The sequence below is a fragment of the Stappia indica genome, assembly GCF_020177335.1.
Classification (GTDB): domain Bacteria; phylum Pseudomonadota; class Alphaproteobacteria; order Rhizobiales; family Stappiaceae; genus Stappia; species Stappia indica_B.
On sequence record NZ_JAIVMG010000006.1, the window covers coordinates 146,846 to 159,652 of the forward strand.

The following is a 12,807-nucleotide window of genomic DNA, read 5'->3' on the forward strand; positions in this document are numbered from 1 at the left end:
GTGGGCGCCGTCAGCCTCACCAATATCGTCAAGAATTTCGGAAGCTTCACCGCGGTCCAGCGCATGTCGCTGGACATCCCGGAAGGTGCGTTCGTCAGCCTGCTCGGCCCTTCGGGCTGCGGCAAGACCACCACCTTGCGGATGATCGCCGGCCTGCTCGATCCGAGCGAGGGGGATATCACCATTGCCGGCCGGCGCGTCAACGATGTGCCGATCCACAAGCGCAATCTCGGGCTGGTGTTTCAGAATTACGCGCTGTTTCCGCACAAGACCATCGCCGAGAATGTCGCCTTCGGCCTGAAGTTTCGCGGGGTCTCCCGCGACGACCGGGAGCGGCGGGTGCGCGAGGCGCTGGAGCTGGTGCAGCTTCCCGACGTCGGGTCGCGCTATCCGGGTCAGCTCTCCGGCGGCCAGCAACAGCGCATCGCACTGGCGCGGGCGATTGTCATCGAACCGGATGTGCTTCTGCTCGATGAGCCGCTGTCGGCGCTGGATGCGAACCTGCGCGAGGATATGCGGGTGGAGCTGAAGCGGATCCAGCAACGGGTCGGCATTACCACCGTGTTCGTCACCCACGACCAGTCCGAGGCGCTGGCCCTGTCCGACCATATCGTGGTGATGAGCAAGGGGCGGGTGGAGCAGACCGGCGCGCCGGAAGACGTCTACACCACGCCGGCGACCGAGTTCGTCGCCCGCTTTCTCGGCGCCTCGAACATTCTCGAGGCGACCTGCCTCACCGTCGATGGCGACGGGGTGACGGTGGAAGGTCCTGCCGTCGGGCGGCTGACCCTGCCGCGCGAGCGGGCGCCGCATGTCTCCGGGCCGGGGCCGGTGAAGCTCGCCGTACGGGCGGAAAAGCTGAAGCTCGAACGGCCCGACGCAGCCGACACATCCGCCGCCGGCGATCTCGTCCTCGACGGGCTGGTCGAGACGGTCGACTATCAGGGGCTTGCGGCCCGCTATTTCCTGCGCGTCGGCGACGTGCAGCTTCAGGCGATCAACATGATCGACAGTCATCCATTCGCGGAAGGGGAGCGGGTGTCGCTCCGCCTGCGCCCGCGTGATTGCACCCTCCTTGCCGGATCCACGCAATGACGACCCAAGCCAAGAGCCATCTGTTCTACCAGAGCCGCAACCGCCGACCGGTGCTCGACCGCGCCCTAGGCATCTACATGTGGGATGTGGAGGGCCGGCGCTACATCGACGGCTCCTCCGGTGCCATGGTCTGCAACATCGGCCATTCCAACCCGCGGGTGCTGGAGGCGATGCGCCGGCAGATGGAAAAATCCACCTTCGGCTACCGGCTGCATTTCGAGACCGAACCGGCGGAACGGTTGGCCGCGCGCACGGCGGCGCTGGCGCCGGAGGGGCTGGAGAAGGTGTTCTTCGTCTCCGGCGGTTCCGAGGCGGTGGAAAGCGCCATCAAGCTGGCGCGGCAATACGCGGTGGCGATCGGTGAGGCGCAGCGCAGCAAGGTGATCTCGCGCGAGCCGAGCTATCATGGCTGCACCCTTGGGGCGCTGGCGCTCACCGGCTATGCGCCGCTGGTCGCGTCGTTTGAACCGATGATGCGGCCCATGCCGAAGATCCCGGCGCCGCGCGCCTATCTCGACGGGCTCGACCCGGACAGCGAGGCGACCGGCCATCACTATGCCGACATGCTGGAAGCGCGCATTCTGGCGGAAGGGCCGGAAACCGTGCTGGCCTTTATCGTCGAGCCGGTGGGCGGGGCCTCGACCGGCGCCTTGGTGCCGCCGGCCGGCTACATGCGCCGGATCCGCGAAATCTGCGACCGCTATGGCGTGCTTCTGATCCATGACGAGGTGATGTCCGGCGGCGGGCGGACCGGACGGTTCTTCGCCGGTGAGCATTTCGGTGCGGATCCGGACATTCTGGTCGTCTCCAAGGGGTTTGCCGCCGGCTATGCGCCGCTCGGGGCGATGATCGCTCATGACCGGATCGTCGAGCCGGTGCTGGATGGCGGCGGCTTCCTGCATGGCTTCACCTATGCGGGCAATCCGCTGGCCTGTGCTGCCGGGCTCGCGGTGCTGGAGGAAATCGAGGCGGAGCAGCTTGCCGGCAATGCCGCCGTCGTCGGGGAGCTGCTGAAGAGCCGTCTGGAGGAGCTGGCCGAACGCTATCCGATCATCGGCGATGTGCGCGGCAAGGGGCTGCTGCTGGCCTTCGAGCTGGTGGCCGACCGGGCGACCATGGCGCCGTTGCCGCCGGAGCTGAAAGCCTATGACCGGCTGGTGGAGCTGGCCTATGAAAACGGGCTGATCATCTATTCCCGCCGCACCCGGGGCGGCTATTCCGGGGATCATTTCCTCGTTTGTCCGCCGATGATCACCACCCCGGCGCAGGTGGAGGAGATCGTCGCGGTTCTGACCCTGACGCTCGACCAGTTCGTCGCCGAGGTGGCGCCGCACCTGACCGACGCGGCCTGAAGGATCTTGAATTCATGAGCAAGACGATCATCACCTGCGCGGTCACCGGGTCGATCCACACGCCCACCATGTCGCCGCATCTGCCGGTGACCGGCACGGAAATCGCCGATCAGGCGATTGCCGCGGCCGAGGCGGGCGCGGCGATCCTGCATCTGCACGCCCGCGATCCGCAGACCGGAGCGCCGTCCGCCCGGCCGGAGGATTTCATGGGCTTTCTGCCCCGGATCCACCGGGAAAGCGCGGCGGTGATCAACCTGAGCACCGGCGGCAGTGCGGTGATGACGCTCGATGACCGGCTGGCGGCGCCGCGCGCGGTGGCGCCGGAAATGTGTTCGCTGAACATGGGCACGATGAATTTCGCGCTCTATCCGATGGCCGCGCGCTACACGGAGTGGAAGCACGACTGGGAGCGTCCGTTCCTGGAGGGCTCGGACGATCTGGTGTTCAAGAACACGCCGCGCGACATCGCCCGGGTGCTCGATGAGCTGGGCGCGCAGCGCGGAGCCCGGTTCGAGTTCGAATGCTACGACGTGGGGCATCTTTACATGCTGCGCCACTTCGCCGACCGGGGGCTGGTCAAGCCGCCGTTCTTCATCCAGTTCGTGTTCGGCGTTCTCGGCGGCATCGGTGCGGATCCGGACAATCTGGCGCATATGAAGAAGATGGCGGACAAGCTGTTCGGCGACAGCTACATCTTCTCCGTGCTTGCCGCCGGCCGCCAGCAGATGCCGTTCGCGGCAATGTCGGCGGCGATGGGCGGGCATGTGCGGGTCGGGCTGGAGGACAGCCTGTTCATCGGTCGCGGCGAACTGGCGCGGGCAAACGCCGATCAGGTTCGCAAGATCCGCACAATCGTGGAGGAACTCGGCCGGACGGTGGCGAGCCCTGAGGAGGCGCGCGCCATGCTCGGCCTGAAAGGTGCGGACAAGATTTCCCTATGACAGATGATGGCATTTCCATCCGGCTGGCATCCAGGACCGATGCCGGCCGGCTCAACGACGCGCTGGCGCAGCTCTCCCACGACCTTGGCGACCCGCATGGGACCCGACCGGAGGATCTGGTGCGGCACGGCTTCGGCTCCTCGCCGATCCTGCGCGGCCTTCTGGCGGAAACGGAGGCGGGCACCGTGGTCGGGGCGCTTGTGTACTCGCCGGTGTTCTCCACCGTGTCGGGCGGGGCGGGGCTTTATGTGTCCGACCTCTGGGTGTCCGGCGCGGCGCGCGGCGCGGGTCTCGGGCCGCGCCTTCTCGCCGCTGCCATCAGGACAGCACCGGCGGAATGGAACGTGAAGTTCCTGAAACTGTCGGTCTATGACGACAATCCGCGCGCCAGGGCGTTCTACGACCGGCTCGGCTTCACGCCGATGGCCGGCGAGACAGTGATGCGCCTTGATCATCTTCACTTCAATGGACTGACGGGAGAGCCATGAAAGCGATATTCGACCAGCGCCAGGAACAGCACGATCCCAAACACTTCATGGCCAATGGTGCGCGGCTGGCCAATCCGGAACAGCCGGCGCGGATCTCCGCGCTTCTTTCGGGCGCGCGGGCGGCCGGCTGCGACATCGCCGCGCCGGACGATCACGGGATGGGGCCGATTGCCGCCATCCACTCGCCGGAATACCTGGTGTTCCTGCAGACGATCCACACCCGCTGGAGCCGCATCGAAGGCGCGTCGGAGGAGGTGATCCCCAACATCCATCCGGACCGGCGCACGGCCAGCTATCCGCGCTCAGCCGCAGGGCAGGCCGGGTTCCACCAGGCCGACACCTCCTGTCCGATCTCCGCCGGAACCTGGGAGGCGGCCTACTGGTCGGCGCAGACCGCGATCACCGGCGCTGACCTGATGCGCGGCGGCGCCCGCTCCGCCTATGCCCTGTGCCGGCCGCCGGGGCACCACGCCTTTGCCGATCTGGCCGGCGGGTTCTGCTTCCTCAACAATTCGGCGATTGCCGCCGAGCGGCTGCGCGCCCATGGGCTGCGGCCGGCGATCCTCGATATCGATGTGCACCATGGCAATGGCACGCAAGGCATCTTCTATGAGCGCGGCGATGTGCTGACCGTGTCGATCCACGCCGATCCGGTGCGGTTCTACCCGTTCTTCTGGGGCCATGCCTCGGAGCGGGGCGAGGGTGCCGGGCGCGGCGCCAACCTCAACCTGCCCTTGGTGCGCGGTACGGGCGACGACGCCTATCTGGAGACGCTGGAGACGGCGTTCGCACATATCCGGGCCTTTGGCACCGATGTTCTGATTGTCGCGCTGGGTCTTGATGCCTATGAGAATGATCCGCTGAAGGGGCTGGCGATCACGACCGGGGGATTCGGGCGGATCGGCGCGGCCATCGGCGGGCTTGGATTGCCGACGCTGCTGGTGCAGGAAGGCGGTTATCTTGCGCCGGAGCTTGGCGACAACCTGGCGAGTTTCCTGAAGGGGTTTGAAGCGGAATGACGACGACAGCGGATATCCTGGTGATTGGTGGCGGGATCGCCGGGATCGGTGCGGCGGCGCGCCTGTCCGGATCGGCCAATGTGGTGGTGCTGGAGAGCGAGGACGTGATCGGCCGGCATGCGACCGGCCGCTCGGCGGCGATCTTCATCAAGAACTACGGCAACGCCAGCTTGCGGGCGTTGAATGCGGCCTCCGAGCCGCTGCTGGCGACCGGTGGAGACCTCTCCGACACGCCCTTCCTGACCCCGCGCGGGGAACTGGTGGTCGCCACCGCCGGCGAAGAAGGTGATCTGGAGAGCTACCTTGATGGCTCCGACGGGCTGGAGCGGGTGACCCCCGCCGAGGCGGTGGCGATGTTCCCGATCCTGAACCCCGAATATGTGGTGGCCGCCGCGCTGGAGCGGGCGGCGCAGGACATCGACGTCGACCGGCTGTTGCAGGCCTACGCGCGGATGGCGCGGCACAACGGCGCGCGGGTCGTCGCTTCGGCGCCGGCCACCCGCATCACCCGCACCGGCGGTGTCTGGCAGGTGGAGGCGGGCGGGGAGACCTATGCCGCGCCGATCCTCGTCAACGCGGCGGGGGCCTGGGCGGATACCGTTGCCGAGCGTGCCGGCGTGCGCCCGGCCGGGCTGGTGCCGCTGCGCCGTTCTGCGGCGATCCTGCCGGCACCGGAAGGCTGCGACGTGACCGGCTGGCCGGCGCTCGTCAGTGCCAGCGAGACCTGGTACGCCAAGCCGGAAGCGGGAAAGCTGATGGTCTCTCCGGCGGATGAGGATCCGGTGGAGCCGCATGACGCCTGGCCGGAGGACATGGTGCTGGCCGAGGGGCTGCACCGCTATGAACAGGCGATGACCGTGCCGGTGACCCGGGTGGAACGGAGCTGGGCCGGTCTTCGCACCTTCACCGCCGACCGCACGCCGGTGGTCGGCTTCGATCCCGAGGCGGACGGCTTCTTCTGGCTTGCCGGGCAGGGTGGATACGGTATCCAGACCTCGCCGGTGCTGTCGCGCCTTGCCGCCGACCTGTGCCTGTCGCAAACCTCTGATCTGCCGGCGCCTTTGCTGGCGGCGCTTTCCCCCGCACGTCTTGCACGTGCCTGACCTCAAGAAGGATTGAAGTTGATGTCCGATATCACCCGCATCGAGCCCGGCCCCCGCATGAGCCAGGCCGTGGTTCACAACGGCACCGTGTGGCTGGCCGGTCAGGTCGGCAAGCCCGGCGCCAGCGTGACCGAGCAGACCGAGGCCATTCTGGCGCGGATCGATGCGCTGCTGGCGGAGGTGAACTCCGACAAGTCGCGGCTGTTGCAGGCAACCATCTGGCTGGCGTCGATGGATGATTTCGCCGAGATGAACGCGGTCTGGGATGCCTGGGTCGATCCGGCCAATCCGCCGGCCCGCGCCTGCGGTGAATCCCGGCTGGCAACGCCGGATTACAAGGTGGAGATCCTGATCACCGCCGCCGTGAAGGGCTGACGCATGTCGGTGCGCTATCAGACCGATAGATGACAGAAGGCCCGCCCGTCGGCTGAGACGGCGCGGGCCTTTCGTTTTCCTGGGCAGCGGCGGGCTATTCGGCCGCGGCCATATGCACCGGCGCGGCATTGGCGTTGAGGTGGTGCTGGTGGCGCATCTGGTTGAAGATGTTGATGCGCTGGATATCGCTGGTGCCGCCGGCAATGCGCATGCCCACCGCGTCGCGCAACTGGCGGCTGAGGTGGTTGTTCATGAAGCCGAGATGGCCGTGCAACTGCACCAGGTGTTCGGCGGCCTCCAGCAGCTTTTCGCCCGCCAGGAACTTGCCGACGGAGCAGACGATGGACGCATCGTCGGTGTTGGCGGCCAGCTTCTCCAGCCCGGCATAGGTCATCAGCCGGCAGACCACCGAGGCGATCTTCATGTCGCTCATGCGGCCCTGCACATACTGATAATCGGCCAGCGGGCGGCGGAAGGCCTGGCGGCTTTCCACCCGCTGCATCGACTTTTCGAGCATGTTCTCGATCAGGCCGGAGGCCATGATGCCATAGAGCGCCCGTTCGAAGGAGATGATGCGGTAGAGGATCCGCAACCCGTCGCCCGGCTCGCCGATGATGTTGATCGGGTCGATGCGCGCGCCGTCGAAGGCGATGTTGGCGGTGGGGCTGGTGCGGATCCCGAGATTGTCCTCCGTCGCCCCGAGGCGAATGCCGTCGGCGTCGAGATCGACGAAGAACAGGGTGATGTCGCGCTTTTCCCCCAGCGAGGGAATGCGCCCGGCGATCATGCCGTGGGAGGCGATCGGTGCGTTGGTGATATGCACCTTCTCGCCATGCAGCCGCAAACCGTCCTCGGTGGGCAGGGCCGACACCGACATGCGGGCGAGATCGGAGCCGCCGCTCGCCTCGGTCATGGCGGTCACGCCGACATGGCCTTGCATGATGGTTTCGAGCCAGCGTGCCTTCTGCTCGGGGCTGCCTTCCTCCAGAATGATCCGCAGCGAGCCCACATGGCCCAGCATGGTGACGAGGAAGCCAAGATCCTCCGCCGTGGAGGCCACCCCTTCCATCGCCGCCGCGCAGTCGGTCCAGCTTCCGCCAAGCCCGCCGAGCGCCCTCGGCACCGGGATCCGCCACAGCCCTTCGCGGCTCATGCGGTCCCAGGTGGCGCGGTCGAAGCTTCCGTCTGCATCGTGTTGCTGTGCATTGGCGGCGGCCTGCTGGCCGATCTCTGCGTAGCGGGTGAAAAGGTCTTTCTGGTATTCGCTGAATTCGAAATTCATGACAGCATCCTCGTCCTGAATGAAGTCCGGTCAAAATTCGTGCGGAAGCTTGCGTTCCGGCGATATGACCCAAACACGGCAGGGCGAGAAAAAGAAATTAGTTCGGTATGTCTTGTCGATGAGCGAAATTAATGCCGGCTGACGTCTTGTCATTTCTGGTGATTGACGCAGTTGCAGGTCTGATTTCCGGTCCCGTTTTCAGTTTGATGAGCGGTCACTGGCGACGCGGCGCTCAGTCTGGCCGGTCGGCCGTGCCAGTGGTGGCGGTATCGTCCTGCGGTGCCGGCGGTGTGGACACCCCGACCTGAAAGGCGTGGGACAGGAAGGTCGCCAGCCGGACGATGCTGGCCGAGGCCTGCTGGTTGACCTTCACCAGAAGCTCGGAGCTGTGCAGGTTGGGCAAGCCGTATTCCGGGCCGATGCGGATCAGGTCCTGGGGCACCGCCCGGTCGGGCAGGACGCCGATGGCCTGGCGTTCCAGGATCGCCGTCTTCAGTGAGGAGAAGTTGTTGGAGCAATAGGCGATATGCCAGCGCTTGCCGATGGCGTTCAGCGCCTCGATGGCATTGCGCCGCACGCCGCAGCCTTCGGGAAACAGGGCAAGGGGCAGGGGGGTGTCCAGTGCCACGCGGGAATCGGGAACGGTGACCCAGCTCAGCCGCTCATCCAGCAGCTTCATCCCGTCGATCCCCTCGTGCCGGGTGACGAAGGCTATGTCGAGGTCGCCCTGGTCGATCATCTTCGACAGGGTGGTCGACAGATCGGTGACGATCTGCATTTCCGTCATCTCGTTGCGCTTGGAGAACTCGTTGATCACCCGGGGCAGCAGCAACTGGGCGTAATCGTCCGGCATCCCGATCCGCAGGGCTGTCACCGCGCTGGACGTCTGGATTTCCTGAATGAGCGCATCGTTGAGACGCAAGATCTCGTTCGCATAGCTCTTGATCATCTCACCGTATTTTGTGAGACGAATTTCCTTACCGCTGCCGCGATCGAAAATCGTTTCTCCAACAATACCTTCAAGCCGCTTGATCTGAAGGCTGATCGCCGATTGCGTTCGGTGCAGTTTCTCGCCCGCCGCCGTGAAGTTCTTCATTTCAGAGACAACAACCAGGGTCCGAAGCAGGTCGACATCTACATTGATCAATCCCATGACGTTTCCTCATGCGATCTATTTTTCGAACTCATTTCAAAGGTCCGGTCGGGCTCGATAGGATGAAATCAATCTGAAAGCGAATTGAGCGGACATGCAACCATTAATTCGGGATTTGCGGGCTTCGGTCCGGCCAATTTCGACCTGACCGGGAGATTTGTCATGAAGCCTGCACTGCGTGTGATTTCGACAGGGGTGTGCCTTCCTGAGCGGATCGTCACAAATGACGAGATCCGCCGCGAACGGAACGCGGCCATCGACCCGCAATGGGTCGAGAATACCCTGGGCATCCGCCAGCGCCGGATCGCCGAGGACGGGGTTCAGACATCCGATCTCGCCGCCAAGGCCGCCCGGGAGGCGCTGCGCAACGCGGGCGTTGCGGCGGACAGCATCGACCTGGTGATCGTCGCCACATCGAGCCCGGACCAGCGGGCCCCGGCCACCGCCTGCTTCGTGCAGAAGAAGGCCGGGCTGACCAACGCCATCGCCTTCGATGTTTCCGCCGTGTGCTCCGGCTTCCTGTTCTCGCTGACCACGGCCGCCTCGATGCTGCATGCGGGCCAGGCGCGCCGGGCGCTGGTGATCGGCGCGGACATCTATTCCCGGGTCACCGACTGGGGGCGGCGCGACTGCGTGTTCTTCGGCGACGGCTCCGGCGCGGCGCTGCTGGAGAGCGGGCCGCAAACCGCCCATGGACATTTTGATGCGGAGCTTTTCACCGACAGCACCGCCGCCCAGGCGTTTTCCATCAAGGGGCAGGGCGACAGCTTCGACATGAACGGCCCGGCGGTGTTCAACGCGGCGAAGCACGCGGTGCCGCGCTGCATCAACGAGGTGCTGGCGCGCAACGGCATGACCAGCTCGGACGTGGACATCGTCGTGCCGCATCAGCCCTCGCGCAGCTTGCTGGGCGAGATCGCCAGGCGGGCGGACATCCCCTTCGACCGGTTCCACCTCAACATGGACCGCTACGCCAACACGGTCGGCGCGACCATTCCGATTGCCCTGCATGAAGCGGTGATGGCCGGCAAGGTTCACTCCGGCGACCGGATGCTGTTCGCCGCCGCCGGTGCCGGCTTCACCGCCGGCGCTGCCATTCACCACTGGTGCTAGGAGGCTGTCATGTCCCTGATCAAACCGGTTTCCGGCAAGGTCTACCCCGTGGCCGTCACCGCCTCCGGCGTGACGATCACCTCCGACAGCGGGCAGGAGTGGCTCGACGGCTCCTCCGGCGCGATTGCCTGCTCCATCGGTCACGGCCATCCGCATGTGGTGGAGTGCATCCGCCGCCAGCTTGAGACGGCGAGTTTCCTCTACCGCACCCAGTTCGCCAACGAACCGGCGGAGCGGCTTGCCGCCCGGCTGTGCGACAAGCTCGGCTATGCCAGCGCGTTCTTTGTCAACTCCGGCTCGGAGGCGGTGGAAACGGCGGTGCGGCTGGCGCAGCAGTACTGGCGCGAGGCCGGCCAGCCGGGCAAGACGCGGGTGCTCAGCCGGCGGATCAGCTACCACGGCGCGACCATCGGCGCGCTCGGCCTGTCCGGCCATTGGCCCCGGCGGCGGTCGTGCGGCGGCGGGCTTTCGGGCGATCCGAGCCTGCCCACGCCCTATTGCCTGCGCTGCCCGCTCGGTCAGCGGCCGGACAGTTGCGGCTTTGCCTGCGCCCGGGCGCTTGAGGACGAAATCCGGCTGCATGGCGCCGACGCGGTGGCGGCGGTGATCATCGAGCCGATCGTCGGCGCCTCGGGGGCGGCGATCGTGCCACGGCCCGGCTATCTGAAGGCGATCCGCGAGATCTGCGACCGGCACGATGTGTTGTTGATCGCCGATGAGGTGCTGACCGGCCTTGGCCGTACCGGCGCCTGGCTGGGGATGGACCACGATGCGGTGCACGCCGATATCGTTTGCCTCGGCAAGGGGCTGAACGCCGGCTATCTGCCGATTTCCGGCGTGCTGGTCGATGCCCGGATCCAGGACCTGCTGACGGCGCGGGCCGCGTCCTTCACCCTCGGGCACACCCACTCGAACCATCCGGTGGCGGCGGCCGCCGCCAATGCGGTGCTCGATGTGCTGGAGAGCGAGGACCTGATCGCCCGGGCCGCGTCGACGGGGGCCTACCTTGGCGCGCGGCTGCAGGAGATGAGCGAGGACCTGCCCTTTGTCGGCGATGTGCGCGGACGGGGCATGTTCTGGGGGCTGGAACTGATCCACGACGACATCAGCTACGCACCGTTCGACCCGGAGCTGAACGCGGCCGATTGCGTGGTGCGCCATGCCTTTGATGCCGGCGTTCTCATCTATCCGGCAGCCGGTTTCATCGCCGGATCGGCAGGCGATGCGGTGATCGTCGCGCCGCCGCTCAACAGCTCGCACGCGGTGATCGACACCATCATCGAGCGCCTTGCCATCGCCCTGTCCGGCGCCGGCCGCGAGCTTCTTGTCCGGCGCAACGCCCCAACCTCCAATCAACAGGAGCCATCATGTCCATGATCCCGCTGAAACCGAACCTGAAGGGTGTGCTGGTCCATGAGGTCAAGCCGACGGACCTTGCCACCAACTGGCGCAACAATGTGCCGGTTCTGGCAACGCCGGTGCTGCTCTGGCTGGCGGAGCTGGCCTGCATGCGGGCCATTGAGGGCACGCTGGAGGAAGGTCGGATGACCCTGGGCTTTGCCCATGATGTCCGGCATCTGGCGCCGACGCCGCTTGGCTGGACGATCCGGCTGGAGGCGGAGCTGGAGAAGATCGACGGCAAGCTGCTGACGTTCCTGATCGAGGGGCACGACGGTTCGGAACGCATCCTGGCCGGACGGCATACCCGGGCAATCGTTGATCGAGACCGGTTCCTGAGCCGGTTCGAGGAAAAGCAGTGCAGTCATGTCTGAGCCCCTCGTATCCGCCGCAACCCCACACACGCCGGCCCAGAGCGGCGGTTCGCTCCGGGCCACACGGGACCGTTTCGCCATGTTGACATCGCAGCAGAATTTCCGTGCCTATGCCATGCTCGTCACCGGCGGGGTGTGTCTTGGCATGTCGCCGGTGGTGGTCAAGGCGCTGCCGATCTCCGCCGATCTGTCGGCGTTCTACCGGGTCGCCTTTTCCGCGCCGCTGTTCATGCTGTGGGCGCTTTGGGACCGGCCCAATGCTGCGCGCCGCGCCGAAGCGGGCGAGGGGGAGCCGGCGGCACCTGCGGCGGCAAAGCGCATGCTCTACATGCTCTACGGGCTGGCGGCGCTGCTGTTCGCGGCGGATCTGGTGGCCATGCATGTCGCCATTCGCCTGACCAATGCCTCAATCGCCACGCTCTTCACCAACTGCGCGCCGTTCTTCGTCGGGGTCTACGGTATTCTCGGGCTCACCGACCGGCCGAAGCGCGCCTTCTGGCAGGCGTTGCCGGTGGCGCTCCTCGGCGCGACCCTGCTGGTCGGGGTGTCGGCCTTCACCTCCGGCGGCGATCTCTGGGGCGATGCCATCGCCTTGCTCGCCGGGGCCTTCTACGCCGCCTATCTGGTGACCGTCCGGCAATTGAAGCTGGCAGGGGCTTCCTCCGTCTCGATCATGGTGATCGTCACCGCCGGCAGCGCCCTGTGCCTTCTGCCGCTGGTATTCCTCGGCGGCGGTTTCGTCTCCGCCTCCCTGTCGACCTGGGGGCTGATCGCCGTTCTGGTGCTGATCGGGCAGGTGGCGGGGCAGGGGCTGGTGACCGGGGCGCTGAAGCATTTGCCGGTGACCTCCAGTTCCATCGTGCTCCTGATCCAGCCGGTGGTGGCGGCGCCGCTGTCGTGGGTCTTCCTGTCGGAGACCCTGAGCCTTTTACAGATCACCGGCATGGGGCTGGTGCTGTTCTCCATCGCCGTGGTGGTGCGGCCGCAGCGGCGCGAGGTGGCGGCGGAGGCGGCCGGCTAGCGCTGCTCCGCCGCACCGGGGCGCAAGCCGCTTCCCGTCTGCTGCGCCGACAGGATCCCCGCTTTTCATCTTCCGACAAAGGTCCTCGGGCCC

The 12,807-nt window shown here is 66.3% G+C and carries 13 protein-coding genes; 11 read left to right on the forward strand and 2 right to left on the reverse strand.

Annotated features, from left to right (window positions below; translation table 11 throughout):
• From LC062_RS10305 to LC062_RS10335, 7 genes are read left to right on the forward strand one after another with little or no spacing between them, the layout of a single operon-like run.
• A complete protein-coding gene (locus tag LC062_RS10305; protein WP_224910946.1) occupies window positions 1-1,095 on the forward strand; it encodes an ABC transporter ATP-binding protein in 1,095 nt (364 codons plus the stop codon).
• The gene (locus LC062_RS10310; protein WP_224910947.1) at window positions 1,092-2,447 is read left to right on the forward strand and encodes an aminotransferase family protein; all 1,356 of its coding nucleotides are present in this window, start codon (window positions 1,092-1,094) and stop codon (window positions 2,445-2,447) included. Before LC062_RS10305 ends, LC062_RS10310 begins: the two co-directional genes overlap by 4 nt.
• Window positions 2,448-2,461: 14 nt before the next feature.
• Window positions 2,462-3,388 (forward strand): BKACE family enzyme, encoded by a 927-nt coding sequence (locus tag LC062_RS10315; protein ID WP_224910948.1) that lies wholly within the window; start codon window positions 2,462-2,464, stop codon window positions 3,386-3,388.
• A complete protein-coding gene (locus LC062_RS10320; protein ID WP_224910949.1) occupies window positions 3,385-3,876 on the forward strand; it encodes a GNAT family N-acetyltransferase in 492 nt (163 codons plus the stop codon). The genes LC062_RS10315 and LC062_RS10320 overlap by 4 nt, the downstream gene beginning before the upstream one ends.
• Window positions 3,873-4,895 (forward strand): histone deacetylase family protein, encoded by a 1,023-nt coding sequence (locus LC062_RS10325; protein WP_224910950.1) that lies wholly within the window; start codon window positions 3,873-3,875, stop codon window positions 4,893-4,895. The genes LC062_RS10320 and LC062_RS10325 overlap by 4 nt, the downstream gene beginning before the upstream one ends.
• Window positions 4,892-5,998, forward strand: a complete 1,107-nt coding sequence (locus tag LC062_RS10330; RefSeq protein ID WP_224910951.1) for an NAD(P)/FAD-dependent oxidoreductase — start codon at window positions 4,892-4,894, stop codon at window positions 5,996-5,998. Before LC062_RS10325 ends, LC062_RS10330 begins: the two co-directional genes overlap by 4 nt.
• Window positions 5,999-6,019: 21 nt before the next feature.
• Complete coding sequence (locus LC062_RS10335; protein WP_224910952.1) at window positions 6,020-6,373, forward strand: RidA family protein; 354 nt, start codon at window positions 6,020-6,022, stop codon at window positions 6,371-6,373.
• A gap of 94 nt (window positions 6,374-6,467) precedes the next feature.
• On the opposite strand, the gene LC062_RS10340 is transcribed toward LC062_RS10335, so the two are convergent.
• Both LC062_RS10340 and LC062_RS10345 read right to left on the reverse strand, forming a co-directional pair.
• Window positions 6,468-7,655 carry an acyl-CoA dehydrogenase family protein gene (locus tag LC062_RS10340; protein WP_224910953.1) on the reverse strand — a complete coding sequence of 396 codons (1,188 nt, stop codon included), beginning with the start codon at window positions 7,653-7,655 and terminating at the stop codon, window positions 6,468-6,470.
• A gap of 232 nt (window positions 7,656-7,887) precedes the next feature.
• The gene (locus LC062_RS10345; RefSeq protein ID WP_224910954.1) at window positions 7,888-8,808 is read right to left on the reverse strand and encodes a LysR substrate-binding domain-containing protein; all 921 of its coding nucleotides are present in this window, start codon (window positions 8,806-8,808) and stop codon (window positions 7,888-7,890) included.
• Between the two features lie 162 nt (window positions 8,809-8,970).
• Between LC062_RS10345 and LC062_RS10350 the strand changes: the two genes are divergently transcribed.
• The 4 genes from LC062_RS10350 (at window position 8,971) to LC062_RS10365 (ending at window position 12,714) form a co-directional block, all read left to right on the forward strand.
• Window positions 8,971-9,921, forward strand: a complete 951-nt coding sequence (locus tag LC062_RS10350; protein ID WP_224910955.1) for a 3-oxoacyl-ACP synthase III family protein — start codon at window positions 8,971-8,973, stop codon at window positions 9,919-9,921.
• Between the two features lie 9 nt (window positions 9,922-9,930).
• A complete protein-coding gene (locus tag LC062_RS10355; protein WP_224910956.1) occupies window positions 9,931-11,298 on the forward strand; it encodes an aminotransferase class III-fold pyridoxal phosphate-dependent enzyme in 1,368 nt (455 codons plus the stop codon).
• Window positions 11,289-11,693 (forward strand): thioesterase family protein, encoded by a 405-nt coding sequence (locus LC062_RS10360; RefSeq protein ID WP_224910957.1) that lies wholly within the window; start codon window positions 11,289-11,291, stop codon window positions 11,691-11,693. Before LC062_RS10355 ends, LC062_RS10360 begins: the two co-directional genes overlap by 10 nt.
• A gap of 79 nt (window positions 11,694-11,772) precedes the next feature.
• Entirely contained in the window at window positions 11,773-12,714 is a 942-nt protein-coding gene (locus LC062_RS10365; protein ID WP_224910958.1) for a DMT family transporter, read from the forward strand.
• Window positions 12,715-12,807 lie beyond the last annotated feature (93 nt).

Coding starts and splice junctions, on each gene's coding strand:
- LC062_RS10310 (WP_224910947.1), top strand. CDS start 1,092: ATGACGACCCAAGCCAAGAGCCATCTGTTCTACCAGAGCCGCAACCGC.
- LC062_RS10315 (WP_224910948.1), top strand. CDS start 2,462: ATGAGCAAGACGATCATCACCTGCGCGGTCACCGGGTCGATCCACACG.
- LC062_RS10320 (WP_224910949.1), top strand. CDS start 3,385: ATGACAGATGATGGCATTTCCATCCGGCTGGCATCCAGGACCGATGCC.
- LC062_RS10325 (WP_224910950.1), top strand. CDS start 3,873: ATGAAAGCGATATTCGACCAGCGCCAGGAACAGCACGATCCCAAACAC.
- LC062_RS10330 (WP_224910951.1), top strand. CDS start 4,892: ATGACGACGACAGCGGATATCCTGGTGATTGGTGGCGGGATCGCCGGG.
- LC062_RS10335 (WP_224910952.1), top strand. CDS start 6,020: ATGTCCGATATCACCCGCATCGAGCCCGGCCCCCGCATGAGCCAGGCC.
- LC062_RS10340 (WP_224910953.1), bottom strand. CDS start 7,655: ATGAATTTCGAATTCAGCGAATACCAGAAAGACCTTTTCACCCGCTAC.
- LC062_RS10345 (WP_224910954.1), bottom strand. CDS start 8,808: ATGGGATTGATCAATGTAGATGTCGACCTGCTTCGGACCCTGGTTGTT.
- LC062_RS10350 (WP_224910955.1), top strand. CDS start 8,971: ATGAAGCCTGCACTGCGTGTGATTTCGACAGGGGTGTGCCTTCCTGAG.
- LC062_RS10355 (WP_224910956.1), top strand. CDS start 9,931: ATGTCCCTGATCAAACCGGTTTCCGGCAAGGTCTACCCCGTGGCCGTC.
- LC062_RS10360 (WP_224910957.1), top strand. CDS start 11,289: ATGTCCATGATCCCGCTGAAACCGAACCTGAAGGGTGTGCTGGTCCAT.
- LC062_RS10365 (WP_224910958.1), top strand. CDS start 11,773: ATGTTGACATCGCAGCAGAATTTCCGTGCCTATGCCATGCTCGTCACC.